Here is a 26357-nt window from a genome sequence, read left to right as displayed (position 1 = left end):
TGCCACAGGAACGGAGCGACGGTGTCTTCGGGGGAGAGCGAACGCGTGGACGGAGCCGGCCGGCTGCTGGCCGGACGCTATCGCGTCGTGGCCCGGCTCGGGCGGGGCGGCATGGGCGTGGTCTGGCGCGCCGTCGACGAGGTCCTCGGCCGCGAGGTCGCCGTCAAGGAACTGCGCACGTTCACCGACGACTACGCGCCCCAACTCGCCGATCTGCGGCTGCGGATGCAGCGCGAGGCACGGGCGGCGGCGCGGGTCCGCCACCCCGGTGTCGTCGCCGTGCACGACATCGCGGAGGTCGACGGACGCCCGCTGATCGTCATGGAGTTGATCGACGGTCCCTCCCTGGACGACGTGCTGGGGGAGCGGGGGCCCCTCGACCCGCGCGAGGCGGCCGGGATCGGCGCGAAGGTGACGGAGGCGCTGGCCGCCGCCCACGCCGCCGGTGTGCTGCACCGCGACGTGAAGCCCGGGAACATCCTCCTGGAGCGCTCGGGCCGGGTCGTCCTCACGGACTTCGGCATAGCGACCATGGACGACCCGGGCGACGGTTCGGCCACGCACCTCACGCGCAGCGGCGAACTCATCGGCTCCCTGGACTACTTGGCCCCCGAGCGGGCGCAGGGCGCGGACCCCGGCCCGGCCTCCGACGTGTGGGCGCTGGGTGCGACGCTGTACGCGGCCGTCGAGGGCGCCTCACCGTTCCGCCGCACCTCGACGTACTCCACCCTCACGGCGATCGTCGACGAGCCCCTGCCGGAACCCCACCGCGCCGGCCCGCTCACCCCTGTCCTGCGCCAACTCCTCGACAAACGCCCCGAGTCCCGCCCCGACGCCGACCAGGCGCGCAGACTGCTGGAAGCGGTGGCACAGGCGCCGGAGACGGACTCGCCGACGACCCTGTTGCGGGGGGCCGGGGGAGGGCTTGCCGCTGTCTCGGGGGCGGGAGAACAGGTCCCCGGTGCACAGGTCTCTGGTGCACAGGTCCCCGGTTCTTCGGTGCGGCCGACCGGATCGGATTCCCCTCCGCCCGATCCCGAACCCGATCCCGCTGCCGCACCTGCGCCGACGCCCCCTCCCACAGCTATACCCCAGGGCTTCGGCCCGCCCCTCGCTTCGGCACCCCACCCGACCCCACCGACCGGGCCCATGGCGCAGCCCGCCCACTCCCGCCGCAAGGCACGAGTCCTGATCGCCGCCGCTGCCGCGGCGGTCGTCCTCGCCGGTGCCGGAGTGGTCGTCGCCCACTACGTCAACTCCGTTAGCGAGTCGGTCACTTCGCAGGGCGACTCACCCCCGGCCCAGGACGCCGGCGCCACCTCGCCCACCGCACGCGCGGACGCCGAGCGCTCGGACTCCGCCAGGCCCACGGGACAGGGCGCCGACGGGACTCGGGCACCGACGCAGCAGCACACAGGCAAAGGTGGGGACACGACAGCCGGGCAGTCTCCGACCGCCTCGCCGAGCAGGTCCACGTCCTCCGGCGGCGGAGGCGCGGACGGCAACAGCACTCCCACCAGCGGAACCAGCCCCAGTTCCAGCCCCGCCACCGCCTGCCAGTCCATCGGCGGCGGCAAATACAACTGCCAGGTGTGGCGCACCGCCAAGTCCTACACCGCGTCCGGCACCGAGGCCGGCGTCCTCGGCGCGGGCACCAACTACTTCTACTGCCAGCAGAACCTGGGCCGCCGCGAGACATACGGCCAGTGGACCAACGTCTGGTGGGCGAAGACGGACGACGACAGCGGCAACACGAACGTCTATGTCAGCGACGTCTACATCAAGGGCGGGGGCAACGACGAACCGGTCCCGGGGCTGCCGGTCTGCTGAGGCCGTACGAGGTGCTCCAGGCCGGACACCGTCACCAACCCCTCCTCCCGGAACAGTCGCGTACCCCGCTCGCACAACTCCCGGTCGGCGCGCGCCCGTGCGCAGAACTCCTCCGGCGTCCGCCCGAACAGGGTTCTCAACTCCGGTGAGGCAGCGAGAAGTTCGGTGAGAAGCGTCCGCTGACCCGGATGCCGGCGCGGCGCACCCGTGCCGTTACGCAGCACCCCGTGCCGGTTGACGTAGACATACGCGCCCCGCAGCGACTCCCCGGAGTCCGACGACGTGAAACGGAACCCGGGCCCGGTCAACCACGCCCGGTCGTAGGCCTCTTCACTCGCGTCCACCACGGCGAGCTGCTGCGCGTCGAACCACGTCACGAACAACTCCCGTACGACTCCTGGTGAGTTGACCGGCGACGCGGACACATAGCCCACGCGGCTCACATGCGCGGAGACGCCGACGCCGACACCGGTGACCCGTACCTTCACCATCGGGACGGGGGAGTCGATCCCGCACTCCGCCATCTTGTGCCGCAGTTGGGCGGGGGAGGCGTTGGAACCGATGGCGAGGACAGGGGTGCGGCCCTCGTACGTGACGTGGCTGTCCAGGGGCAACAGCCGGTCCCCGACGAGGAGTCCGGAGGCGGTGGGCCATACGCCCGGGTAGTCGAGCGGGAACTCGCGCGGTGCCCGGGCCAGCCCCAGAGTCTCCAGCGTGCCGTCGTTCACGGTTCGGCTCAGTCCGACGGCGGCAGTTCGCCCGAGCCCCGGGTGATCAGCCGGGTCGGCAACTCGATGCGTTCCGGGGCGATGAGCGTGCCGTCCAGCTGGCGGAAGAGACGCTCGGCGGCGGTACGGCCGAGGGCCGCCGCGTCCTGGGCGACGACGGTCACGCCGGGTTGGAGCAGATCGGCGAGTTCGAAGTCGTCGAAGCCCACGAGGGCGATCCGGCGGGACTGTTCGGCGAGGACCCGGACGACGGTGACCGTCACGCGGTTGTTGCCGGCGAAGATCGCGGTGACCGGGGAGGGGCCGGACAGCATCTCCTCGGCGGCCCGGCGTACCCGGACGGGGTCGGTCACGCCGAGGGACATCCAGGCGTCCTCGACCGTTATGCCGGCGTCCTCCATGGCGGCCCGGTAGCCGCGCAACCGCTCGGCGGCCGTGTGGATGCGGGGCATGTCGCCGATGAAGCCGATGCGCCGGTGGCCGTGGGAGATGAGGTGGGTGACGCCCTCGTGCGAGCCGCCGTAGCTGTCGGACAGGACGACATCGGCGTCGATCCTCCCGGCCGGACGGTCCACGAACACGGTCGCGACGCCCGCCTTGATCTCCGGCTCCAGATAGCGGTGGTCGTCCCCGGCCGGGATCACCACCAGACCGTCCACCCGCCGGGCGCACAGCGCGAGCACCAACTCCTGCTCGCGGTCCGGGTCTTCGGCGCTGGAGCCGTTGATCAGCAGGGCGCCGTGGGCGCGGGCGACCTCCTCGACCGCGCGGCTGAGCGGGCCGTAGAAGGGGTCGGCGAGGTCCTCCAGGACGAGGCCGATGCTGGCCGTGCTGCCCTTGCGCAGGACGCGCGCGCTGTCGTTGCGGCGGAAGCCGAGGGCGTCGATGGCCTCCTGGACGCGGCGCTCGGTGTCGGGGGTGACACCCGGTTCGCCGTTGACCACCCGTGACACCGTTTTCAGGCCGACACCGGCGCGTGCGGCCACGTCCTTCATGGTCGGACGGTTGCCGTAGCGGTTCTCGGGGCGGCGGGCGGTCTCTGGCACGATGCGCTGTCCTGTCCTGTCGTCCACGGGGGATGCATAGGTCCATGGGTTTGTATGAGGATGTGGCGTCGAGCATAGAGCCTGGACAACGTTGTCATGTGCGAGAGAGACTGTCCACCGATATCTCCGGCCTGCGCCCCCACCGCGAGACCGGCCCAACTCACCTTCTGGTGGTTCTCATGTTTGACGGGGAGATCTGACACTGATGCACACCGACCTCGTGGCCGCGCTCGACATCGGCGGCACCAAGATCGCCGGGGCGCTGGTGGACGGCCACGGCAAGATCCTGGTGCGCGCGCAGCGCCCGACGCCCTCGCAGGACGACGGCGACACCGTGATGCGGGCCGTGGAGGAGGTGCTCGCGGAACTCACCGCATCGCCCTCGTGGTCCCGCGCGAGCGCCCTCGGCATCGGCAGCGCGGGTCCCGTGGACGCCTCCGCGGGCACCGTGAGCCCCGTCAACGTGCCCGGCTGGCGCGACTATCCGCTCGTCGAGCGGGTGCGTGCGGCGGCCGGTGACCTGCCCGTGGAGCTGATCGGCGACGGCGTGGCGATCACGGCCGCCGAGCACTGGCAGGGCGCGGCGCGCGGGCACGCCAACGCGCTGTGCATGGTGGTCTCCACCGGAGTCGGGGGCGGTCTCGTCCTCAACGGCCAGCTGCACCCCGGGCCGACGGGCAACGCGGGCCACATCGGCCACATCAGCGTGGACCTGGACGGCGACGCCTGTCCGTGCGGTTCGCGCGGCTGTGTGGAGCGGATCGCCAGCGGTCCCAACATCGCCCGGCGGGCGGTCGAGGGCGGCTGGCGGCCGGGCCCGGACGGCGACACCTCGGCCGCCGCGGTGGCGGCCGCCGCCCGCGCGGGCGACCCGGTCGCCGTCGCCTCCTTCGAGCGGGCCGCGCAGGCCCTCGCGGCCGGCATCGCGGCCACCGCGACCCTCGTCGAGATCGACATCGCCGTGATCGGCGGGGGCGTCGGCAAGGCGGGCGACGTGCTCTTCACGCCGCTGCGCAAGGCGTTGAGCGACTACGCGACGCTGTCCTTCGTACGGCGTCTGACGGTGACGCCGGCTCAGATGGGCACGGACGCCGGACTGGTGGGAGCGGCCGCGGCCGCGCTCGCCCGCCAGGCGAACAACGCGACCGCGGCCGGGGTGTGAGGCACTGACCGGACGAAACGTTCGGTCAGTGGCCTACGCCCCTGCTCAGCACGTGAGTTGAGCGTCCGCCCAGTCCGCGTGGTCCGAGTCGATCCCGTCGCCGCCGTCGGTGACGACGAGTCGGACCACCTGGGCGCCGGTCACGTCCGCCGTGACCGGCTGGGCGGGCATCGCGTTGGTGAGGACGCCGGTCGAGGCGACCTTCGTGCCGTCCGCCCAGATCTCGAAGGCGACGGTTCCGTTGGCCCCCTTCTCGTCGTCCACACCGACGTCCGCGGTGACCTTCTCGCACGCCTTCCCGGTGTAGTACGTCACCTCGCTCTCGGCGTGCACACCGAGCCCCTTGGCGTAGACGACTCCGCCGAGAGTGATCGGATTGCCGTCCCCCGCCGCGCTCTCCCCGTTGCTGGTGTCGCGCTCAACGGGCCCCCATCCATTGGCCGTCGACATCCAGGGAAGGTCACCGAGGTACGAGGTGCCCGCCGGCGGAGCGACCACCACGGACGCGGTGAACGGCAGGGTGCCGGTGACGCGCGTGCCGCTCGGCGAGCGGTAACTCGCCTTCAGCGCAAGGTCGTACGACCCCGTCGGCGTCCCGGCCGGAGCCGTCACCGTCCACTTCGTGCGCAGCGCCCGGCCCGTCCGTAGGGCCTTGGCTGTCGTCGACGACGTGGCCCGCACCTTCCAGCCGGCCGGCCCTGTCAGGCTCACCGAGACGCGTTCGGCGGTGGTACGGCCGAGGTCGGTCACGGTCGTCGTGAGTGGGGTCGGCTTCGCCGCCTGGACCAACGGGGCGCCGTCCAGGCCGAGTTCGACGGCGGGCGGGTTCTTGACCGCGTGCCCGTCGGCGGAGACCCGTACGAGGACCGTGCCGTGGGCCGGGACGGTCGCCGAGATCGTGCCCGCGGTGTTGTAGCTCTTGTGCTGCCACAGGTCGCGCAGGGTGTAGGCACGGGCGCTCGGGAGGCCGACGGCCGTCGCGGTGGTGGCGATGCGCTGGGCGCTGCCGGACTCGTTGAAGAGCGCGACCGTACGGCTGCCGTCCTTCATCTCCTTGGCGACGACCCAGCGTCCGCCCTCGGAGGTGACAACGTTGCCCTGCTTGCCCAGCGGGTCCTGGTCGACCGCGATGACCTCCTTGTTGTCGAGGATGTCGAAGGTCGCGGGGGTCGCCGTGCGCAGGTCGGAGCCGATGAGGAGCGGGGCGGCCATGATCGACCACATCGAGAAGTGCGAGCGGTATTCGGTGTCCGTCATGCCGCCGTTGCCGACCTCCAGCATGTCGGGGTCGTTCCAGTGCCCGGGTCCGGCGTACGGCGCGAGAGGGAGGTTCTGCTTGAGGATCGACAGCATCGAGCCCCAGTTGTCGCTGATGTCGCCGGTGGTGCGCCACAGGTGCCCGACGTCCGAGGCCCACTCCCAGGGCTTGTTCTCGCCCCATTCGCAGATGCTGAAGACGATGGGGCGGCCGGTCGCCTTCAGGGCGTCGCGCATGGTGGTGTAGCGCAACTTGGCGTCCACACCCTGGTTGTTGCAGTTGTCGTACTTGAGGTAGTCCACACCCCAGTCGGCGAACTGCCGCGCGTCGCTGTACTCGTGGCCCAGTCCGCCCGGGAATCCCGCGTCGTTGCAGGTCTTGGTGCCCGCGCTGGTGTAGATGCCGAGCTTGAGTCCCTTGGAGTGCACATAGTCCGCGACGGCCTTGATGCCGTGCGGGAAGCGGACCGGGTCGGGGACGAGCTTGCCGTCGGCGTCGCGGTTCGGCAGGGCCCAGCAGTCGTCGAGGTTGACGTACTGGTAGCCGGCCGCCTTGAGGCCCTTGGAGACGAAGAGGTCGGCGATTCCCTCGACCATGGACTCGTTGAACTCGGCACGGCAGTTGGTGGAGTTCCAGTTGTTGAAACCCATCGGAGGCGTGAGCGCCTGGCCGTCGGCCAGGGCGGGGGAGACGGGGTCCTGCGCGGGGGTGGCGACGGCGGGCGCGGCGAGGCCTGCCGTGCACAACAGCCCTGCTGCGACCGTTCCTGCCAATCTTCGGCGGGTCGTGCGGGTGTGGGGGTGACGCATGGTGACCTTCCTCCGGACTTGCGAGAGATGGGATCACTTCCTGTGCATGCCATGTGCGCGATTACGTTAGGACGTGTCCAACTCTGTTGGAAGAGTTGCGTATTGATTGTTCGACTTTTCATCGCGTGACTTTTGAACACGTTCAACTTTCTGCGCTAGGCTCACTCCGGAACGGAAGGGGGAGCCCTGTGAAGATCGTCATTCCCGGTGGTACGGGACAGGTGGGCGCGATCCTCGACCGCGCCCTGACCGAGGCCGGCCACGAGGTCGTCGTCCTCACCAGGCGGCCGAAGCGCGAGGGCGAGGTGTGGTGGGACGGCGAGACCCTGGGCTCCTGGGCCCGGGAGATCGACGGCAGTGACGTCGTGATCAACCTGGCGGGCCGCAGCGTCAGTTGCCGCTACACCCCCGCCAACCTGAAGGCCATGATGGACTCGCGCGTGCGCTCCACCCGGGTCGTCGGCGAGGCGATCGCCGCCGCCGCGCACCCGCCGCGCGTCTGGTTGCAGATGAGCACCGCCACCGTCTACGCCCACCGCTACGACGCCCCCAACGACGAGGCCACCGGCCTGATCGGCGGCGCCGAACCGGGCGTACCCGACTACTGGTCGTACAGCGTCGAGATCGCCAGGAACTGGGAGCGCGAGCAGGAGCGCGCCGACACCCCGCACACCCGCAAGGTGGCCCTGCGCGCCGCCATGGTGATGAGCCCCGACCGGGGCGGCGTCTTCGACGTGCTGCTCGGGCTGGTCCGGCTCGGGCTCGGCGGTCCGGTCGCGGGCGGCGCCCAGTACGTCTCCTGGATCCACGACCAGGACTTCGTCCGCGCGGTCGAGTTCCTGGTCGCGCGCGACGACATCGCCGGGCCGGTCAACCTCGCCGCTCCGGGCCCGCTCCCGCAACGCGCCTTCATGCGCGTCCTGCGCGCCGCCCGGGGCATCCCCGTGGGCCTGCCCGCCACGAAGTGGATGGCCGAGCTGGGCGCCTTCGTGCTGCGCTCGGACACCGAACTCCTCCTGAAGAGCCGCCGGGTCGTCCCGGGGCGGCTGCTGGCGGAGGGGTTCACCTTCGACCATCCGCAGTGGCCCGAGGCGGCCGTGGACCTCGTGCGACGGTCGCGCGGCGGAGCGGTTTCCACCCGGCGGCCGGTCCGGGCGTGACCCCCGCGCGCTTCGTCAGTTGAACGGGGCATGAAGAAGCGCAGCATGCTGGCCATCGCCTCCCTCGCCACCGGTTTCGTCGTCGCCGCGATCACTCCGTCGCACTCCCACGACCACGACGTACTCGGCGATCTCAACGTCAAGGACACCGTGGGTTCCATGGACCACCTCGTCAGCGACGGCAGCCTCGCCGTCGACGAGGGCGCCCTGGGAGAGAACAGCTGATACCTGTCGAAAGCGCGCGGCGCCGGTGCCCCGTCGGAGGGGGTACCGGCGCCGTCGTATGCGCGCTCTCAACTGGGGCTGGTTTCCGTGGCAGGGTGGAACGGGCAAGCCTCAGGGGGCCAACAGAAGAGGGGGACCTGTGACCGTCGTCTGGATCAACGGCGCGTTCGGTGCAGGAAAGACCACCACCGCACGGGAACTGATCGACCTGATCCCGAACAGCACGTTCTTCGACCCCGAGATCATCGGCGGGGCACTTCCGAACCTGCTCCCGCCCAAGCACCTCGCGGAGGTCGGCGACTTCCAGGACCTGCAGATCTGGCGACGGCTCGTGATCGACACGGCCGCCGCCATGCTCGCCGAGCTCGGCGGGACCCTCGTGGTCCCGATGACCCTGCTGCGCCAGGAGTACCGCGACGAGATCTTCGGCGGCCTCGCGGCCCGCCGGGTCGCGGTCCGGCATGTTCTCCTGGCGCCGGCGGAAACGATCCTGCGCGAGCGAATAGCCGGCCGGGAGATCCCGCCGGACCTCCCCGACGGCGAGCTGCGGGTGCAGCAGTGGGCGTACGACCACATCGAGCCGTACCGCGCCGCGCTCGCCTCCTGGCTCACCGCCGACGCTCATCTCGTCGACACCAGTGCCCTCACCCCGCACGAGACGGCCTGCCGGATCGCCGACGCGGTCGGCAGCGGCACCGTCCCGGTCTGCGACATCGTGCAGACCCCCGAGCCCACCTCCGAGACCGTCGCGGCCGGAGTGCTCCTCTTCGACGAACAGGACCGGGTCCTGCTCGTCGACCCCACCTACAAGGCCGGCTGGGAGTTCCCCGGCGGGGTCGTCGAACGCGGCGAGGCACCCGCCCGGGCCGGCATGCGCGAGGTCACCGAGGAGACCGGCCTGGTCCTCGACGACGTACCCCGGCTGCTCGTCGTCGACTGGGAACCGCCCGCACCACCCGGCTACGGCGGGCTGCGGCTCCTCTTCGACGGCGGCCGGCTGGGTGCTGCCGAGGCGGACCGACTGCTGTTGCCCGGACCGGAGTTGCGCGGGTGGTGCTTCGCCAGCGAACAGGAGGCGGCGGATCTGTTGCCGCCGATCCGCTACGAGCGGTTGCGGTGGGCGCTGCGGGCCCGGGAGCGCGGGGCCGCGCTCTATCTGGAGGCGGGCGTACCGGTTGGCTGACGACATGTCAATTTGCGGTCTGATCAACGATGTTGAACGGGACTTTGCCTTTTCGGGGACGCGACCTGGTGATTTTGCGGGGCATGGGTCATTCCGATAACAAAGCGAGGGTGAATTGTCGCCTTCCCGGTATGAACAAGAACGTGAAGAAGGTACATCGGAGCTCTAACGTCTTTGCGCAGCTCAGTTCTCTCGCGGCCGCCGGCCGCCTCGACGGGACCGGACATTTCGCCGGTCGAAGGAGAGGAACATGCGCGCGCCATCCTCGGCTCTCACCCGAGCCCTCACCCTCGCCGCCGGGCTCACCCTGGTGCTCACCGCCTGCAGCAGCGGCGGTGGGGGCGGTGGCTCCAGCAAGGGCAGCTCGGCCGGGCTCACGTCCTGCAACACCGTGGGCAAGGCCAACACCTGCAACTCGGCCGCCACCAAGTCCGGCGGAACGTTCACCTATGTGCTGGAGAAGAACATCCAGCAGTGGAACGTCCAGGACGTCAACGGCAACACCTTCGAGAACGCCGAGGCGATGGAAGTCGTCCTGCCTCAGGTGTTCGTACCCCAGCCGGACTTCACCGTCACTCTCAACACCGACCTGGTGACCTCGGCGACGCAGACCAGCACCAGCCCGCAGACCATCGTCTACAAGATCAACCCCAAGGCGGCGTGGAACGACGGCACACCCATCACCGCCGACGACTTCGTCTACTACTGGCGCACCAACGACGGCAAGGACTGTCCGCCGCCGCCCGCCAGCGACTCCACGCAGACCAAGGGCTGCCTGCCCCAGAGCACCGCGGGCTACGACCGGATCAAGTCCCTCACGCCTTCCGACAACGGCAAGACCTTCACCATGGTGATGTCCAAGTCGTACTCGGACTGGAAGTCGCTGTTCGGCGGGGGCTATCCGCTCTATCCGGCCCACACCGCCGAGAAGATCTCCGGCGCCAAGGCCGGTGACGCCGCCGCCATGACGGCCACGCAGATGGCGCAGGCCTGGCAGTACTTCCTGAAGACGCCGCCCACCAAGTACCCCACGGCGGGCGCCTACAAGATGCAGCAGTGGGTCGACAACGATCACGCCACCTACGTGCCCGACCCCAAGTGGACCGGTGCGAAGAAGGCGACCCTCCAGCGGCTGATCTTCAAGGTGATCTCGGACGCCACCCAAGAGCCGACAGCGTTGAAGAACAACGAGGTTCAGGGCATCTACCCGCAGCCCGAGGTGGACCTGGTCAACCAGGTCAAGGACATCCCCGGCGTCACCTACACCATCGGCAACGGGCTGACCTGGGAGCACTTCGACCTGAACCTTCACAACCCGGTGATCGGCAAGTATCTGGCGCTGCGGCAGGCGATGTTCACCGCGATCAACATCAAGGACATCATCGCCAAGACGGTCGGTCAGTTCGACCCGGCCGTGAAGCCGCTCGGCAGCCACAACTTCGTTCCCGGGCAGGCCGGTTACAAGGACTTGGTCACCAGCACCGGCCAGGGGTCGGGTGATCTGACCAAGGCCAAGAAGTACCTCACGGACGCCAAGTTCACCGGGGTGGGCACAGCGTTGAAGACGCCGGACGGCAAGGCCGTCGGACCCTTCAACTGCCGTTACACCACCGGCAACCAGATCCGGCAGAGCGAGTGCCAGATTCTGCAGAGCAACCTGGCGAGCCTCGGTATCAAGGTCACCATCAAGCCGATCGGCGCCGCCGACCTCGGCACGGTCCTCGCGGGGCACCAGTACGACATCATCGTGTTCGCCTGGGTCGCGGCACCGTTCCCGACCAGCAACGCCCAGCAGAACTGGTTCACCGGCGGTGGCGGCAACTTCGGTGGCTACAGCAACAAGACGGCCGACTCCATGATCTCCCAGGCCGTGGGCGAGACCGACGCGACGAAGGCCGCGTCCCTGCTCAACCAGGCCGACCAGCTCATGGTGAACGACGCCTACGTCCTGCCGCTGTACCAGAAGCCGACGTTCCTCGCCGTGCAGACGCGGTTCGTGAACATGCGGAACAACGCCACGAACGTGGGCCCGGCGTACAACACCGGCGAGTGGGGCCTGAAGAAGTAGCCCCACGGCCTGAGAGAACAGCTCCACCGGCACACCCGTCGAGCCCGGCCCCGGCGACACCGGGGCCGGGCCCGGCCCACGGACGGTATCCCCACCCCGTCGGCCTCCGAGAGAAGACCGCATGCTCGCCTACACCGTGCGCCGCATCCTCGTCTCCATACCCGTCCTCATCGCCTCGACGTTCATCGTGTTCCTCGTCGTCATCAACTCCGGTGACCCGGTGGCCAATTTCGCCACCTCACGCCAACCTGCCCCCAGCAAGGCCGCGGTGGCCGCCTTCGCCCGGCACATCCGCGCCAACCAGCCGGTGATGGAACGCTATTGGAACTGGATCACCGGCGTCCTGCACGGCGACTTCGGCCCGTCCGTGCAGGCCAACCTGGACATCGGGCACGACCTGTTCACCCGCTTCAAGGTGACCATCACCCTGGTCGCCGCGGCGATGATCCTCGCGCTGATCATGGCCGTCGTCTTCGGCGTGTTCAGCGCCATCCGCCAGTACTCCGCCGCCGACTACACCATCACCTTCTTCGGCTTCCTCTTCCTCGCCATGCCGGTGTTCTGGTTCGCGGTGCTGCTCAAGCAGGCCGGAATCTGGTTCAACGAGAAGACCGGCAGCCAGTTCCTCGGCACCATCGGCGAGAAGTCCCCGTACCTCGAAGTCGACACCACCTGGAACCAGTTCACCGATCACGTGGGCCACCTCATCCTGCCCACCATCACCCTCGCCCTGGTCTCCTTCGCGTCCTGGACCCGCTACACCCGTGCCTCCATGCTGGAGGTCCTCAACAGCGACTACGTACGGCTCGCCCGCGCCAAGGGACTTCGGCGCGGCAAGGTGATGACCCGGCACGCGCTGCGCACCGCCCTCATCCCGCTGGCCACCGTCACCGCCCTGGACATCGCGATCATCCTGGGCGGCGCGGTGATCACGGAGACGATCTTCCAGTGGCACGGCATGGGCGAGATGCTGGTGCAGGCGGCGACCACGCTCGACGTCTACCGCACCATGGCCTGGCTGTTGCTCTCCGCCGTCGTCGTCATCGGGTTCAACCTCATCGCCGATCTCCTCTACGCCGTACTCGACCCGAGGATCCGCTATGACTGACATCGAGGCACCGGGGTCCGCGGGCACTCAACTGCCGCCCAGCGACCGTGAGTTCACCGTACGGCAGCGCACCCAGACCCAACTTGTGCTACGCCGCTTCGTGCGCCACCGGGCCGCGATGGTCAGTCTGGTGGTGTTCGTGCTGATCCTGCTGTGGGCGTTCATCGGCCCGCACCTGTGGCACTACTCGTACCAGAAGTACACCGAGGACAACTCCAAACCGCCGTCCTGGAAACACCCGTTCGGCACCAACTCCTCGGGATACGACGCCTACGCACAGGTCATGCGCGGCACCCAGACCTCACTCAAGATCGCCATCATGATCGCTCTCGGGTCCACCCTGGTGGGCGCGATCTGGGGCGCCATCGCCGGCTTCTACCGGGGCGTCGTCGACGCGGTCATGATGCGCATCGCCGATCTGGTGCTGACCCTGCCCCTGTTCGCGATCGCCCTGGTCATCTCCTCCCGCACCGGCGGCTCCTGGTACTGGATCGCCATCGTGATCGCCGGGCTGACCTGGGCGTACGTGGCCCGGGTCGTGCGCTCCTCGGTGCTGTCGCTGCGCGAGAAGGAGTTCATCGAGGCGGCGCGGGCGCTCGGCGCCTCCGATGCGCGGATCATCTTCCGGCATCTGCTGCCCAACGCCCTCGGCCCGATCATCGTCAACGCGACGATCCTGGTGGCGACCGGCATCCTCACCGAGACCGCGCTCTCCTTCCTCGGCTTCGGCGTCCAACCGCCCGACACCTCCCTGGGGTTGCTGGTCTCCCAGGCGCAGACGGCGGTCGACACCCGGCCCTGGCTCTTCTACATCCCCGGCGCGTTCATCATCGCCATCGCGCTGACCATCAACTTCATCGGCGACGGCCTGCGCGACGCCTTCGACCCCCGGCAGCAAAGGGTGCGACAGTGACGACCACGAGTCATGGAGTGCGCGAGGTCCCCGTGACGTCGGCCGTGCTCGAAGTCGAGGACCTCAGTGTGGAGTTCGGCACGGAGGACGGGACGGTACGGGCCGTACGCGGGGTCGGCTACCGGCTCGACCGCGGTGAATCGCTGGGCATCGTCGGCGAGTCGGGGTCCGGGAAGTCGGTGACCGCCCTCGCCGTGATGGGGCTGCTGCCGACCGGCGCCAAGGTGCGCGGCTCGGTCCGCTTCGAGGGCACCGAACTCCTCGGCCTGTCCGACGCACGCCTGTCCGACCTGCGCGGCAGCGGTATCGCGATGATCTTCCAGGACCCGATGACCTCGCTCAACCCCGTCTACAACGTGGGCTACCAGATCAGCGAGACCCTGCTGCGCCACAACCCCGACATGAAACAGCGGGACGCCCGCAAACGGGCCGTCGACCTGCTCGGCACGGTCGGCATCCCCAGCCCCGAACGGCGCGTCGACAGCTACCCGCACGAGATGTCCGGCGGCATGCGCCAGCGTGTCGTCATCGCGATCGCCATGGCCAACGACCCGGACGTCATCATCGCCGACGAGCCGACCACCGCCCTCGACGTCACCGTGCAGGCGCAGATCCTCGAAGCCCTGGAGACCGCCCGCGCCGAGACCGGCGCTGCGCTCGTCCTCATCACCCACGACCTGGGGGTGGTGGCCGGCCACACCGACCGGGTCGCGGTCATGTACGCCGGCCGGATAGTGGAGACGGGGTCGGTCGAGGACATCTTCTACACCCCGCGCATGCCCTACACCCTGGGCCTGCTCGGCTCCCTGCCCCGCCTCGACCGCGAGGAGGCACGCCTCACCCCCATCACCGGCTCACCGCCGAGCCTGCTCAACCTGCCGCCCGGCTGCCCCTTCTCGCCCCGCTGCCCGATGCGCCGGGACGTGTGCGACACCGACGAACCCGCCCTGCGCAGGGCCGGCGGAGACCTGCACCTCAGCGCCTGCCACTTCGCCGACGAACTCGTCGACACGGGCGCGGATCAGGTCTTCGACGCGGTCGGCGCGGACACCGAGGCCCTGGCCCGCTTCGCCGACGCGGCTCCCGCCACGAACCCCGAGGAGGACCCCGTATGACCGCGCCCGCGCAGGCCGCCACCCCCCTGCCGCCGCTGCCCGGCCACGGCGGCACCGGCGAACCGGTCCTGCAGGTGCGGGACCTGGTCAAGCACTTCCCGGTCATGTCCAAGGGCGTCGTCCGGCGCCGCGTCGGCGATGTGCACGCCGTCTGCGGAGTCTCCTTCGACCTCCACGGGAACGAAACCCTGGGCCTGGTGGGGGAGTCGGGCTCCGGAAAGACCACGATCTCCCGCACCGTCCTCGGTCTTGAACGGGCCACCTCGGGCCAGGTCCGCTATCAGGGGCATGAGCTCACCGAACTGAGCAGACGTCAGATGCGGCCCCTGCGGCGGGAGTTGCAGATCGTCTTCCAGGACCCGTACGCCTCGCTCGACCCCCGGATGACCGTCCACGAGATCGTCGCCGAACCGCTGCGCATCCACGGGCGGTACGGGTCCGGGGCGGGCGCCGAGGTGAGCGAACTCCTCCGTCTGGTCGGACTCAACCCCGAGCACGGCAACCGTTTCGCCCACGAGTTCTCCGGCGGACAGCGCCAACGCATCGGCATCGCGAGGGCGTTGGCGCTGCGCCCGAAGGTCGTCATCCTCGACGAACCGGTGTCGGCCCTGGACGTGTCGATCCAGGCGGGCGTCCTCAACCTGCTGATGGACCTGCAGAGCGAACTGAGCCTGTCCTTCCTGTTCGTGGCCCACGACCTGTCGGTGATGCGGCATGTGGCGGGGCGGGTGGCCGTCATGTATCTGGGCCGCCTGGTGGAGATAGCCCCCGCCCGCCAGCTGTTCGCCCGACCGGCGCACCCGTACACCCAGGCCCTGGTCTCCGCCATCCCGCTGCCCGACCCGCGCAAGGAACGCGCCCGGAAACGGATCACCATCCAGGGCGACGTCCCGAGCCCGGTCCGGCCGCCCAGTGGTTGCCGGTTCCGCACGCGGTGCCCGAAGTTCGCGGACCAACTCACCGACAGCGAACGGACGTCGTGCGTTGAGGAGGCGCCGGCGTTGGTGGACCGGGGTGGTGGGAACCCGGTCGCCTGTCACTATGCGGAGAGCGTGGAGCTGTTGTAGCCGAGTTCCTCGGCGGACGGGTAGGGGGTCAGCCTGCTCCCTTCCAGGAATCGCCGGTTGAAGTGGCCCACCGTCAAGGCGAGTTGGGCGTACCGGGAGATGAGTTCGGCGGCGGCCTCGGGGATGCCCTCGGGGCGCTTGCCGTCGTCTGCGCACGCGCGGATGAACTCCAGGCGTTCGTCCCGGCCGTAGCCGTACTGGTCCACGACGAGCCAGTGGACCAGGTACGAGAAGGCGTAGGCGTGGTCGTAGTGGAGGTGGCGGTCGTAGAAGTCGCGTTCGTCCGCGGCGAGCCGGAAACGCGGGGAAAGAGCGAGGCCGTAGTCGGCGAGGTAGAGCTGCTGCCCGTCGGTGAGGATGTTCCTGAAGTGGACGTCGAAGTGCAGGAGTTGCTGTTCGCGGAGGAATCCGGTGACGGCTTCGAGACCGTGCTCCGCGAGAGCGCAGGCGGTCTCGGCGTCGTCGGTGCGGAGTTGTTCGGAGAGCCAGTCGTGGAGGGTGTACGGCAGGTGCTCCATGAACAGCGTCAGGCTCGCGGACGCCGTGCGCAGGGCCTCGATGTGCTCATGTCCGGCGCCCCAGTAGGCCACGGTCCGCTCCACGTCGGCGAGTTCCTCGGGAAGTGACTGCTCCGGGTCGGGCAGCACCCGCCAGTGGTGCAGCAGCGGGAAGCCCGGGAACCGGTCGGACAGCACCCAGTTGGTCGTCATCTCGTGGACGGCCAGCTCACGCCAGACGCCGAAGCCGGGGCTGGGGAGCGCGCCGATGCCGTAGTGGCAGTAGGCCGGCGCCCCGAAAACGTTGGCCGTCGACCGCACGTTCTCCGCCCGCCGCTCCACGTCGGTCAGCGGCATCCGCTTCACGAACACCCTTCTGCCGTCCACCTCGATCAGCGCCGAGCGGCCGCCGATCCCGGACCCCAACGGCGTGCCCGCGTCGACCAGTTCGGCGAGTTCGTGGTCGGAGAGGAGGGCGAGGGTGGTGGCGATGTCGCTGTGGGCGGTGATGCGCTCGGTGCGGGACATGGGCCCCCTCCTCGTTCAGGCGGCGCCCAGCCGGACGGTCATTTCCACGGTCACCTCGTCGTCCGCGCCGAGACCGCACGGCTTCCGCACGACGGTCTTGAGCGGCAGCAAGTATCCGCCGTCCTTGGGGAAGAGCGACGTCGTGAACGCGGTCTCGCCGATCCGCGCCTGGACGGGGATCACTCCCCAGCCGTACGAGGCCATGGTGGCGACCGCGCGGATGTCCGCCGACTCCTCGCCCGGCACGGGGACGAAGTAGTACGGCGATGGGCCACGCCACTCGACCACCCGGCCGGTGAAGACGAACCGCATGCCGTTGATCCCCCAACACCCCTCAGGACGCGGTCAGTTGCCCGCGTAGTTCTGCAGGAACAGCGCCTCCGTCACCGACAGGCGTTCCAACTCCTCAGGTGACACGCTCTCGTTGACCGCGTGGATCTGCGCCTCCGGCTCGCTGAGGCCGATGAGGAGGATCTCGGCCTGCGGGTAGAGGGCGGCGAGGGTGTTGCACAGGGGGATGGAGCCGCCCTGGCCGGCGTACTGCATCTCCTGGCCGGGGTAGGCGACCGCCATCGCCTCGGCCATGGCCGTGTACGCGGGGCTGGTGGTGTCGGCGCTGAAGGGCTGGCCCTGGCCGATCTGTTCGGTGCGGACGCGGGCGCCCCACGGGGTGTGGGCCTCCAGGTGGGACTGGAGCATCTTGGTGGCCTCGGCCGCGTCGACGCCCGGCGGGACGCGGAGGCTGACCAGTGCGCGGGCGCCGGCCTGCACGGACGGGGTCGCGCCGACGACCGGCGGGCAGTCGATGCCGAGGACCGTGACGGCCGGGCGTGCCCAGATGCGGTCGGCGACCGTGTCGGAACCGATCAGCTCGACGCCGTCCAGCACCTTGGCGTCCTGGCGGAACTGCTCCTCGTCGTACGCCAGCCCGTCCCAGGTCGCGTGGGCGGCGAGTCCGTCGACGGTCGTCGAGCCGTCCTTGGCCCGCAGCGAGTCCAGTACGCGGATCAGCGCGGCCAGTGCGTCGGGCGCGGCGCCGCCGAACTGGCCCGAGTGCAGGTTGCCCTCAAGGGTGTCGATCTGGATCCGCACCAGGGTCATGCCGCGCAGGGTCGAGGTGACCGTGGGCAGGCCGACGCGGAAGTTTCCTGTGTCGCCGATCACGATCGTGTCGGCGGCGAGGAGTTCGGGGTGTGCCTCGGCGTACCGCTCCAGGCCGCCGGTGCCCTGCTCCTCCGAGCCCTCGGCGATCACCTTGACGTGCACCGGGATGCCGCCGTTGGCCTTGAGGGCGCGCAGCGCGAGCAGGTGCATGATCACGCCGCCCTTGCAGTCGGCCGCGCCGCGCCCGTACCAGCGGCCGTCGCGCTCGGTCAGCTCGAAGGGAGGGGTGGTCCAGGAGGCCTCGTCGAGCGGCGGCTGTACGTCGTAGTGGGCGTACAGGAGCACGGTCTTCGCACCCTCGGGGCCGGGCAGGTAGCCGTAGACCGACTGTGTGCCGTCCGGGGTGTCCAGCAGGGCCACGTCCTGGAAATCCTCGGCGCGCAGCGCGTCGGCGACCCAGTTCGCGGCGCCCTCGCTCTCGCTCTTCGGGAACTGGTCGAAGTCCGCCACCGACTTGAAGGCCACCAGCTCGCCGAGCTCAGTTCTTGCCCTGGGCATCAGCGAGGCGACGGTCTCGGCGACCGGATTCGACGACATGGGCACGCTCCTTGTGGGTGCGACGTTGTACGAATGATGCCGTCGATCCTCCCACAACAGCCTGGGGCGATGTCCGCCGTAGGATGCGGGGGACAGGTGCGGCAGCGGCTTGATCGGGAGCAGTAGACCATCGTGAGCAGCGAGAACTCTTCGGCGGACGACGTGCAGCGGGTGTGGGACGTCGTCGTGGTGGGCGCGGGACCCGCGGGGGCCTCGGCCGCCTATGCGGCGGCCGTCGCGGGACGGCGTGTGCTGTTGCTGGAGAAAGCCGAGTTGCCGCGCTACAAGACGTGCGGCGGCGGCATCATCGGACCTTCGCGCGACTCGCTCCCGCCCGGCTTCGACCTGCCGTTGAAGGACCGGGTGCACGCCATAACGTTCTCGAACAACGGGCGTTTCACCCGCACCCGCCGGTCCCGGCAGATGCTGTTCGGGCTGATCAACCGGCCCGAGTTCGACCAGCAGCTCGTCGAGCACGCGCAGAAGGCGGGCGCCGAGCTGCGCACCGGCGTCACCGTGACACGAGTCGAGCAGCACGGCTCCGCGGTGCCGGACCGCCGTACGGTCGCCGTCGTCCTCCAAGGTGGCGAGACGGTCCTCGCGCGGGCCGTCGTCGGCGCGGACGGCAGTGCCAGCCGCATAGGGGCGCACGTCGGGGTCAAGACCGACCAGGTGGACCTGGGCCTGGAGGCGGAGATCCCGGTGCCGGAGACCGTCGCCGAGGACTGGAAGGGACGGGTCCTCATCGACTGGGGCCCGATGCCCGGGAGTTACGGCTGGGTCTTCCCGAAGGGGGACACGCTCACGGTCGGCGTGATCTCCGCGCGCGGTGAAGGCGCCGCCACCAAGCGGTACTTGGAGGACTTCATCGCCAGGCTCGGCCTCGCCGGCTTCGAACCGAGCATCTCCTCAGGGCACTTGACCCGGTGCCGGGCGGACGACTCGCCGCTCTCGCGCGGGCGGGTGCTGGTCTGCGGGGACGCGGCGGGACTGCTGGAGCCGTGGACCCGGGAGGGCATCTCGTTCGCGCTGCGCTCGGGGCGGCTCGCGGGGGAGTGGGCGGTGCGGATCGCCGAGGCGCACGACGCCGTGGACACCCGCCGCCAGGCGCTGAACTACGCGTTCGCGATCAAGGCGGGGCTCGGCGTGGAGATGAGCGTCGGCAAGACCATGCTGGCGGTCTTCGAGCGGCGCCCCGGACTGTTCCACGCCGCCCTCACCGGCTTCCGGCCGGCCTGGAAGGCCTTCATGGACATCACCCGGGGGTCGACCACCCTGGGCGAGCTGGTGCGCAGCCACCCCATGGCACAGCGCGCGCTCACCGCCTTCGACCGCAGGACCGCGGAACCAGCGGCGCCCGTGGAGGCGGTGGAGTCCGCGGAGGGCGAGGCCGGCTCCTGACCGTCAGGTCAGCTCCTGACCGTGACGTGGAAGACGGGGTGGTCGGGAGCGATCCGCCGCAGCTCGTCGTCGGAGGAGTCGGGGCCGACTCCTCCGAAGAACACGCCGACCTCGGCCTTCCAGCGCTTGAGGTAGGCGCGCAGCAGCGGCACCTTGTCGTCGCCGGTGACCTCGGTCGCGGTGAACACGTCCACCTTCTTGCCGAGCCGCAGCTCGCCGCCGCCCGCCGCCCGCATGTTGTGCGTCCACTGGACGTGCCCGCGCGGGGCGACGAGGTACTGCTGCCCGTCCACCGTCAGCAGGTTCACCGGGGTGGTCCGCCACTCGCCGCTCTTACGGCCGCGGACCGCGAGCACCCGTGAACCCCAGACGCTGAGGCCGCGGCGGGTGAACCAGGCGACGGCGCGGTTGAAGACGTTGACCGTGAACCAGCCGGGCTTCTGGACGTGCGTGCTCATGACGACTCCTGGGTTCTGGAGAGCGCGGCTCCCTTTTGTGAGCACTGCTCTCGCTCTCGGGAACAGTCTGCACCGGCTCACCGATCCATTGCAAGAGCGGTGCTCTCTTTTTTGTTCGCCGCTCTCGTTTGTGTGCACTGCTCTGATTCCGTGCCACACTTGCCCGTATGAGCACCACACAAGGCGCCCGCGCCCGAGCCAGGATCGAGGTCACCGCGGCCATCAAGGACGAGGCACGCAGACAGCTCGCCGCCGAGGGCGCCGCGAAGCTCTCGCTGCGCGCCGTGGCCCGTGAACTGGGCATGGTCTCCTCCGCCCTGTACCGGTACTTCCCCAGCCGCGACGACCTGCTGACCGCTCTCATCATCGATGCGTACGACTCCCTGGGCGAGGCCGCGGAGACGGCGCACTCCGAAGTCGCCGACGCCGCGCCGCTGCACCGCTGGACGACCGTGTGCGAGGCGGTGCGCACCTGGGCGCTGGCGAACCCGCACGAGTACGCGCTGATCTACGGCTCACCGGTCCCCGGTTATGTCGCCCCCGAGACGACCGTCCCGTCCGCCGCCCGCGTCGCCCTCCTGCTGATTGGCGTCGCACAGGATGCCCAGCGGGCCGGCATCCTCACCGAGCCCCCGCTCCCGGTCGGCCTGCGGCCTGAGGCGGACCGTATGATCGCGGACTTCGCCGGCGGCCTTCCGCGCGGGTCGGCCCTCGCCCTCGTCGCCGCGCTGGCCGAGACGTACGGGCTGGTGAGCTTCGAGCTGTTCGGACAGTTCCGCCGGGTGGTGGAGGACCGTGAGCCGTTCTTCCGTCATTCGGTACGACGGCTCGCGCTCGGGGTGGGTTTCGACGACGCGTGATTGCTCCGCCGGGTGCGTGGTTCTTTGTCCGCGGCCCGGTGGGGGCTGGTCGCGCAGTTCTCCGCGCCCCTTTCGGGGGCGCTTTGGTGGACCGGAGTTCATGGGGCACGGTTTGGACGTACTCCCGGGGAAGTACACGTGATCACCCCGCCCGGCTGACGCCTCCGACCTCGTCCGCCGTCTAGCGTGACGTGCATGGACGAGGAGCGCGTACGTGGCGGGGGACCGCCCCAGCGGTGGCGCCACGGACCGCCGTGGGGTGGGGAGACGGCCCCGGCCCGGTGGCCGTGGCGTTCCACGCTGCTGGTCACCGTGTTCGTGCTGGGCGGCAGCAACTTCGCCTCGCACAGCCAGCCCGACCGCGTCCCGCTCGACCTCTACGCGCGCGTGCTGCTCGTCGCCGGCTCGGCGCTGCTCCTGTGGCGCCACCGCTACCCCGTAGGGGTGGCCTTCGGAACCGTGCTGGCCGCCGTGCTCTACTTCGGCGCCGGATACCCGTACGGCCCCGTCTTCCTGCCCGTCGCGCTCGGCTGCTTCAGCGCGGTCGTCGCCGGGCGGCGGCGGGCGGCCTGGGCCGCGCTCGGCACGCTCTGGGCGGCGCACCTCCTGATCGCCCACTGGCTGTACCGGTGGCTGCCCCCGCAGCACGACCACGCGATGCCCTGGGGCCGTGAACTGGCCGTCGCCACCTGGCTGGTGGCCGTCGCCGCGGTCTCCGAACTGGCCCGCACCCGCCGTGACCAGTGGGTCCGCGAGCGCGCCGAGCGTGCCCAGGCGGCCCGTCGCCGCGCCGACGAGGAGCGGCTGCGGATGGCCCGTGAACTGCACGACGTCCTCGCGCACAGCATCTCCGTCATCAACGTCCAGGCGGGCGTCGGCCTCGCGCTCCTCGACTCCGACCCCGAGCAGGCCCGTACGGCCCTCACCACGATCAAGGCCGCCAGCAAGGAGGCGCTGGGCGAGGTCCGTCAGGTCCTCGACAGCCTGCGCGCCCCGGGCGACGTGCCCCGAGCCCCGGCCCCCGGCCTCGACCGGCTGCCCGAACTGGTGCAGCAGGCGGCGAGCGCGGGCCTCACGGTGGAGGTCGAGGGAACCCCGCCCCGCCTCCCGCCCGGCACCGACCTCGCCGCCTTCCGCGTCGTCCAGGAGGCCCTCACCAATGTCGTACGGCACTCGGGTTCACGGCACGCGCGTGTGCACGTCGAGCACGATGCCCGGGCGCTGCGGCTGCGCGTCGACGACGACGGGCCCGCGACCGGCGCGGAGGCCGGGGGCAGTGGCAACGGGCTGGCCGGGATGCGGGAGCGGGCCGCGGCGCTCGGTGGCACCATCGAGGCGGGCCCTCGTCCGGACGGCGGCTTCCGGGTGCTCGCCGTACTGCCGTTGAAGGTCACACCGAAGGAGGACGACCGGTGATCCGGGTAGTGCTCGCCGACGACCAGTCGCTGGTCCGCGCCGGGTTCAAGGCGCTGCTGGACGCGCAGCCGGACATCGAGGTCGCGGGCGAGGCCTCCGACGGCGAGGAGGCCGTGCGCAAGGTGGGCGAACTGCGCCCCGACGTCGTGCTGATGGACATCCGCATGCCGCTGCTCGACGGCCTCGCGGCGACCCGACGCATCACCGGGAACGGCGACCTGGAAGACGTGAAGGTCGTCATGCTGACCACCTTCGAACTCGACGAGTACGTCTTCGAGGCGATCCGCTCCGGTGCCTCCGGCTTCCTGGTCAAGGACACCGAACCGGACGAACTCCTGCGCGCCGTAAGGGCGGTGGTCGACGGCGACGCGCTGCTGTCTCCCGGGGTGACCCGCCGGCTGATCGCCGAGTTCGCGGCCCGCTCCAAGGAACCGGCGACGGCCGACGCCCTCACTCGACTCACCGAGCGGGAGCGGGAGGTGATGGCCCTGGTCGGTATCGGCCTCTCGAACGAGGAGATCGCCCGCCGTCTCGTCGTCAGCCCGCTCACCGCGAAGACCCATGTCAGCCGCACGATGGTGAAGCTGGGCGCCCGGGATCGGGCCCAACTGGTCGTGCTGGCCTACGAGTCGGGGTTGGTACGCCCCGGCTGGCTGGGCTGACCCGCCGTCCGCCGATACCGGTACAGCACGCTCGCCACACGTACGAAGAACACGACGGGCAGCAGCACGAGCCCCGCCCACGTCAGCACCGTCTCGACCGTGCCCGGCAGTTCGAACAGCCACACCGGACCGGCGACCGCCCCGAACACGACGACGGCCGCGAACACCGCGCTGACCAGCGCGTACCCGATCTCGACGGTCATCGCGTCCCGCTCGGCCTGTGTGCGCCGTCCCCCGGTCATGCTCATCCCGCGAGTCTCACACGTGTGCGCCCGGCGGGGCAATCGGCTCCGCCGGGCGCACACTCGGGGAGGCGTCCCCCTAGTCACGGACCGCCACGCGCTCCGCTTCCGCCTCCTTCACGGTGGACTTGGCGACCACGAGGGTCTTCTGGTCGTGACGGCCGCGCAGCCCCGGCAGGGTGATCAGCAGCCCGGCGACCGCGATGAACGTCACCACGATCAGCCCGGGCCGGTAACTGTCCAGCACCGCCTGCGGGGTGGCGTGCGCCGGGGCGTGGGCGGTGACCACGGCCGTGACGACGGCGAGGAAGATCGCGCCGCCGACCTGCACCGAGGTGTTCAACAGCCCGGAGACCATGCCCTGTTCGTGGTCCTCGACCCCGTTGGTGGCCTGGATGTTGAGCGAGGGGAAGACCAGCGCGCAGGCCGCGCCGATCAGCAGCATCGACGGCAGGATCACCGCCGCGTACACGGGATCGAGGCTGACCCGCAGGAACAGCGCGTATCCGACGACCATCAGCGCGAAGCCCGTCGCGATCAGCCGCTGGGTGCCGAACCGGTCGACGATCGAGCCGACCTTCGTGGAGGACACCGCCACCAGCGCACCGGCCGGCAGGAAGGCGAGCGCCGTGTGCAGCGCGGACCAGCCGAGCAGCGACTGCATGTACAGCGTGACGAGGAACTGGAAGCCGACGTACGAACCGAAGAAGGCCATCGCGCCGAGCTGGGCGCGGATCTGGTTGCCGGAGCGCAGCACACCGAGCCGGATCAACGGCCCGGCGGAGCGTCGCTCGACGTACACGAAGACGGTCAGCAGGACGGCAACGGCCAGGAAGGACAGCAGAGTTCGGGCCGATGCCCATCCGGCTTCGGGAGCCTGTACGACGGTGAAGACCAGCAGCAGCATCGACGCGGTGCCGAGGACGGCGCCGGGGACGTCGTAGCCGTTGTGGTCCTTCTCGCGTTCGCTGCGCGGCAGCAGCTTCAGGCCGGCCAGCAGGGCGATGAGCGCGATGGGCGCGGGCAGCAGCATGGTGAGCCGCCAACTGGCCTCCGTGAGCAGGCCGGAGAGCACCAGGCCCATCGAGAAGCCGGTGGCCGCGCAGGTGGTGTAGATGGACAGGGCGCGGTTGCGCAGCGGGCCCTCGGCGAAGGTCGTCGTGATGATCGAGAGGCCGGCCGGTGCGGTGAAGGCCGCGCTGAGGCCCTTGATGAAGCGGCTGGCGATCAGCAGCGGACCCGAGTCGACGAGCCCGCCGAGCAGCGAGGCCACCGCGAAGACTCCCAGGGCGACCAGGAAGACCTGGCGCCGGCCCAGCAGGTCGGCGGTCCGGCCACCGAGGAGGAGCAGCCCGCCGTATCCCAGGATGTAGCCGCTGACGATCCATTGGAGCGTCGAGGTGGAGAGGTCGAGTTCGGAGCCGATGGAGGGCAGGGCGACGCCGACCATCGACACGTCCAGCGCGTCCAGGAACATCGCGGCGCAGAGCACCAGCAGGGTGCCCCACAGCCGTGGGGTCCAGCGAACCGCCGACGACGGTGCCGCGGGAGGGGAGAGCGGAGAGGTCATGCGACAGAGACTACATGCGCATGCATCGAATGCAAGCGCATTTAATTACGGTGCAATAAATCCGCTTCTCTGCTACGGTGCGCTCTCATGGCGGCGAAGAAGGCCGAGCAGGCGCTCGTGGACCAGTGGCGGGAGATGCTGGCGCTGCACGCCCGCACCCAGTGCGAACTCGACCGCACCCTGCACCAACACGGCCTGTGCGGCAGCGATTTCGAGGTGCTGGACGTGCTGGCCGGCGACGCTTGCGCCTATCGCGTCCAGGAGATCTCCGAACGCGTCCACCTCAGCCAGAGCGCCCTGTCCCGGCTGATCGCCCGGCTGGAGAAGGACGGTCTCGTCGAGCGCGGCATGTGCGCGGAGGACCGCCGGGGCGTGCGCGTGACCCTCACGGACAAGGGGCGCGACCTGCACGGCGAGGTACTCCCGCTGCAGCGCGCGGTGTTGACGCGGATGCTGTCCGGCTGACGGACCGTCAACTCCAGGTGATCGCCGACCTCTCCCGCCACAACGCGGCGAGCGACGCGTCCCCGGAGACGTCCGGGAACGGCCTCCGGTTCCACAGGGCGAGGTACAACTGCTCGGCGGTACCGGCCAGTTCGCAGTCGGCTTCCCCGGTGCCGCCCCGCTCGGCGGCGGGCGGCTCCTGAGACACTCGTACGGTCCACACCGCGTCGTCCAGGTCCGTGGCGCGCACCCGCAGCACCCGAGGCTCCGCGCTGCGCACCCGGCTGCGGCCGCGGGCGTGGAAGCCGCGCAGCAACTCGTCGATGCCGTCGGCCGCGAAGTCCGGGGCGATCGCGGTGGAGGTGCCGCCGCGTGCCGACTCCGCGTCCAGCCGGTGCACGGTCGTCTCGTGCGCCTGCCGTCTGGCCCAGAACGCGAGCGGCGAGGGAGCCGGCAGGAAGGACCAGCACGCCACGTCCGGCGGGGCGGCGGCGAGGGTGTCCACGAGTCGCCGATGCCCCTCCCGGAACCAGGCCGTCAACTCGGCGCCGTCCAGGTCTGGTTGACCGCCGTCGGGGTGGTAGGCGGTGTGCCCCTCGGCGACGAACGCGGTCGCCCAGCGATGCACCATCCCCGTGTGCCGCAGCAGGTCCCGCACCCGCCACTCCGGGCAGGTCGGCACCTCGGCGTCGACGCCCGCCTCCTCGGCGGCCGAGACCAGCAGGCCGCCCTCCCGGTCGAGGATCCCCACGAACGCATCGGTGTCCATGCGACCGAGTGTGCCGTATGGAGCGCGGTCGAAAGCGGGGGAGGGCGGCTGGGCGGGGCGGATCAGCCGGTGGCGAGCGCCTTGCGCAGGGTGTCGACGGCCAGGGTGATGGCGGCTTCGGCGGCGTGGGTCTCGCG

Annotated in this window: 25 protein-coding genes; 15 read left to right on the top strand and 10 right to left on the bottom strand. The window is 70.2% G+C overall.

The window, feature by feature from the left end:
• Positions 1-21 precede the first annotated feature (21 nt).
• Positions 22-1830: a serine/threonine-protein kinase gene (locus tag ACWDEW_RS15050; protein ID WP_450512971.1), complete on the top strand. Its 1809-nt coding sequence runs from the start codon at positions 22-24 to the stop codon at positions 1828-1830.
• On the opposite strand, the gene ACWDEW_RS15045 is transcribed toward ACWDEW_RS15050, so the two are convergent.
• Positions 1776-2558 (bottom strand): hypothetical protein, encoded by a 783-nt coding sequence (locus ACWDEW_RS15045; protein ID WP_450512969.1) that lies wholly within the window; start codon positions 2556-2558, stop codon positions 1776-1778. The genes ACWDEW_RS15050 and ACWDEW_RS15045 overlap by 55 nt on opposite strands.
• 8 nt (positions 2559-2566) lie before the next feature.
• Positions 2567-3604: a LacI family DNA-binding transcriptional regulator gene (locus ACWDEW_RS15040; RefSeq protein ID WP_450512967.1), complete on the bottom strand. Its 1038-nt coding sequence runs from the start codon at positions 3602-3604 to the stop codon at positions 2567-2569.
• A gap of 205 nt (positions 3605-3809) precedes the next feature.
• Between ACWDEW_RS15040 and ACWDEW_RS15035 the strand changes: the two genes are divergently transcribed.
• Positions 3810-4766, top strand: a complete 957-nt coding sequence (locus ACWDEW_RS15035; RefSeq protein ID WP_093630573.1) for an ROK family protein — start codon at positions 3810-3812, stop codon at positions 4764-4766.
• Positions 4767-4811: 45 nt separating this feature from the next.
• On the opposite strand, the gene ACWDEW_RS15030 is transcribed toward ACWDEW_RS15035, so the two are convergent.
• Entirely contained in the window at positions 4812-6833 is a 2022-nt protein-coding gene (locus ACWDEW_RS15030; RefSeq protein ID WP_450512964.1) for an NPCBM/NEW2 domain-containing protein, read from the bottom strand.
• Positions 6834-7021: 188 nt separating this feature from the next.
• Here ACWDEW_RS15030 and ACWDEW_RS15025 point away from each other — a divergent pair, with 188 nt between their 5' ends.
• From ACWDEW_RS15025 to ACWDEW_RS14990, 8 genes are all read left to right on the top strand, one after another.
• Positions 7022-7993: a TIGR01777 family oxidoreductase gene (locus tag ACWDEW_RS15025; protein WP_450512962.1), complete on the top strand. Its 972-nt coding sequence runs from the start codon at positions 7022-7024 to the stop codon at positions 7991-7993.
• A gap of 30 nt (positions 7994-8023) precedes the next feature.
• Positions 8024-8218 carry a hypothetical protein gene (locus tag ACWDEW_RS15020; protein ID WP_019069460.1) on the top strand — a complete coding sequence of 65 codons (195 nt, stop codon included), beginning with the start codon at positions 8024-8026 and terminating at the stop codon, positions 8216-8218.
• Positions 8219-8357: 139 nt separating this feature from the next.
• Entirely contained in the window at positions 8358-9401 is a 1044-nt protein-coding gene (locus tag ACWDEW_RS15015; protein WP_450512960.1) for an NUDIX hydrolase, read from the top strand.
• A gap of 250 nt (positions 9402-9651) precedes the next feature.
• On the top strand, positions 9652-11469 hold the full coding sequence (locus tag ACWDEW_RS15010) for an ABC transporter family substrate-binding protein (RefSeq protein ID WP_450512958.1): 1818 nt from the start codon (positions 9652-9654) through the stop codon (positions 11467-11469).
• 121 nt (positions 11470-11590) lie between these two features.
• Positions 11591-12577, top strand: coding sequence for an ABC transporter permease (locus ACWDEW_RS15005; RefSeq protein ID WP_450512956.1), 987 nt, complete (start codon positions 11591-11593; stop codon positions 12575-12577).
• Complete coding sequence (locus tag ACWDEW_RS15000) at positions 12570-13490, top strand: ABC transporter permease (RefSeq protein WP_450512954.1); 921 nt, start codon at positions 12570-12572, stop codon at positions 13488-13490. Before ACWDEW_RS15005 ends, ACWDEW_RS15000 begins: the two co-directional genes overlap by 8 nt.
• Positions 13487-14605: an ABC transporter ATP-binding protein gene (locus ACWDEW_RS14995; protein WP_450512952.1), complete on the top strand. Its 1119-nt coding sequence runs from the start codon at positions 13487-13489 to the stop codon at positions 14603-14605. Before ACWDEW_RS15000 ends, ACWDEW_RS14995 begins: the two co-directional genes overlap by 4 nt.
• On the top strand, positions 14602-15672 hold the full coding sequence (locus ACWDEW_RS14990; protein ID WP_450512950.1) for an ABC transporter ATP-binding protein: 1071 nt from the start codon (positions 14602-14604) through the stop codon (positions 15670-15672). The genes ACWDEW_RS14995 and ACWDEW_RS14990 overlap by 4 nt, the downstream gene beginning before the upstream one ends.
• On the opposite strand, the gene ACWDEW_RS14985 is transcribed toward ACWDEW_RS14990, so the two are convergent.
• Genes ACWDEW_RS14985 through ACWDEW_RS14975 form a run of 3 tightly spaced genes read right to left on the bottom strand, consistent with a single transcriptional unit; the run spans position 15645 to position 18398 of the window.
• Positions 15645-16697: a protein kinase family protein gene (locus ACWDEW_RS14985; protein WP_450512949.1), complete on the bottom strand. Its 1053-nt coding sequence runs from the start codon at positions 16695-16697 to the stop codon at positions 15645-15647. The genes ACWDEW_RS14990 and ACWDEW_RS14985 overlap by 28 nt on opposite strands.
• Before the next feature lie 15 nt (positions 16698-16712).
• Positions 16713-17009: a DUF1905 domain-containing protein gene (locus ACWDEW_RS14980; RefSeq protein WP_450512948.1), complete on the bottom strand. Its 297-nt coding sequence runs from the start codon at positions 17007-17009 to the stop codon at positions 16713-16715.
• A 33-nt stretch (positions 17010-17042) separates the two neighbouring features.
• Complete coding sequence (locus ACWDEW_RS14975) at positions 17043-18398, bottom strand: M20/M25/M40 family metallo-hydrolase (protein ID WP_450512946.1); 1356 nt, start codon at positions 18396-18398, stop codon at positions 17043-17045.
• Between the two features lie 132 nt (positions 18399-18530).
• On the opposite strand from ACWDEW_RS14975, the gene ACWDEW_RS14970 reads away from it, so the two are divergent.
• Positions 18531-19799, top strand: coding sequence for a geranylgeranyl reductase family protein (locus ACWDEW_RS14970; RefSeq protein WP_450512945.1), 1269 nt, complete (start codon positions 18531-18533; stop codon positions 19797-19799).
• 8 nt (positions 19800-19807) lie between these two features.
• Here the strand turns inward: ACWDEW_RS14970 and ACWDEW_RS14965 are convergent, their stop codons facing one another.
• The gene (locus ACWDEW_RS14965; protein WP_019069471.1) at positions 19808-20257 is read right to left on the bottom strand and encodes a nitroreductase family deazaflavin-dependent oxidoreductase; all 450 of its coding nucleotides are present in this window, start codon (positions 20255-20257) and stop codon (positions 19808-19810) included.
• A 167-nt stretch (positions 20258-20424) separates the two neighbouring features.
• Between ACWDEW_RS14965 and ACWDEW_RS14960 the strand changes: the two genes are divergently transcribed.
• The 3 genes from ACWDEW_RS14960 (at position 20425) to ACWDEW_RS14950 (ending at position 23195) form a co-directional block, all read left to right on the top strand.
• Positions 20425-21117 carry a TetR/AcrR family transcriptional regulator gene (locus tag ACWDEW_RS14960; RefSeq protein WP_450512943.1) on the top strand — a complete coding sequence of 231 codons (693 nt, stop codon included), beginning with the start codon at positions 20425-20427 and terminating at the stop codon, positions 21115-21117.
• Positions 21118-21312: 195 nt separating this feature from the next.
• Positions 21313-22533 carry a sensor histidine kinase gene (locus ACWDEW_RS14955; protein WP_450512941.1) on the top strand — a complete coding sequence of 407 codons (1221 nt, stop codon included), beginning with the start codon at positions 21313-21315 and terminating at the stop codon, positions 22531-22533.
• Positions 22530-23195, top strand: a complete 666-nt coding sequence (locus tag ACWDEW_RS14950; protein ID WP_450512939.1) for a response regulator — start codon at positions 22530-22532, stop codon at positions 23193-23195. The genes ACWDEW_RS14955 and ACWDEW_RS14950 overlap by 4 nt, the downstream gene beginning before the upstream one ends.
• Here the strand turns inward: ACWDEW_RS14950 and ACWDEW_RS14945 are convergent.
• On the bottom strand, positions 23156-23443 hold the full coding sequence (locus ACWDEW_RS14945; RefSeq protein WP_450512937.1) for a DUF6332 family protein: 288 nt from the start codon (positions 23441-23443) through the stop codon (positions 23156-23158). The two genes, ACWDEW_RS14950 and ACWDEW_RS14945, sit on opposite strands and share 40 nt — an antisense overlap.
• Positions 23444-23516: 73 nt before the next feature.
• Positions 23517-25007: an MFS transporter gene (locus tag ACWDEW_RS14940; protein WP_450512935.1), complete on the bottom strand. Its 1491-nt coding sequence runs from the start codon at positions 25005-25007 to the stop codon at positions 23517-23519.
• 87 nt (positions 25008-25094) lie between these two features.
• On the opposite strand from ACWDEW_RS14940, the gene ACWDEW_RS14935 reads away from it, so the two are divergent.
• Positions 25095-25472: a MarR family winged helix-turn-helix transcriptional regulator gene (locus ACWDEW_RS14935; protein ID WP_019069477.1), complete on the top strand. Its 378-nt coding sequence runs from the start codon at positions 25095-25097 to the stop codon at positions 25470-25472.
• 7 nt (positions 25473-25479) lie between these two features.
• Here the strand turns inward: ACWDEW_RS14935 and ACWDEW_RS14930 are convergent, their stop codons facing one another.
• Positions 25480-26220 (bottom strand): maleylpyruvate isomerase family mycothiol-dependent enzyme, encoded by a 741-nt coding sequence (locus tag ACWDEW_RS14930; RefSeq protein ID WP_450512933.1) that lies wholly within the window; start codon positions 26218-26220, stop codon positions 25480-25482.
• Positions 26221-26357: the final 137 nt, after the last annotated feature.

The organism is Streptomyces sp. NPDC001100, from assembly GCF_053598575.1.
Note: the sequence above shows the minus strand (reverse complement) of the source record. Positions and strands in the feature narration are given on the sequence as shown.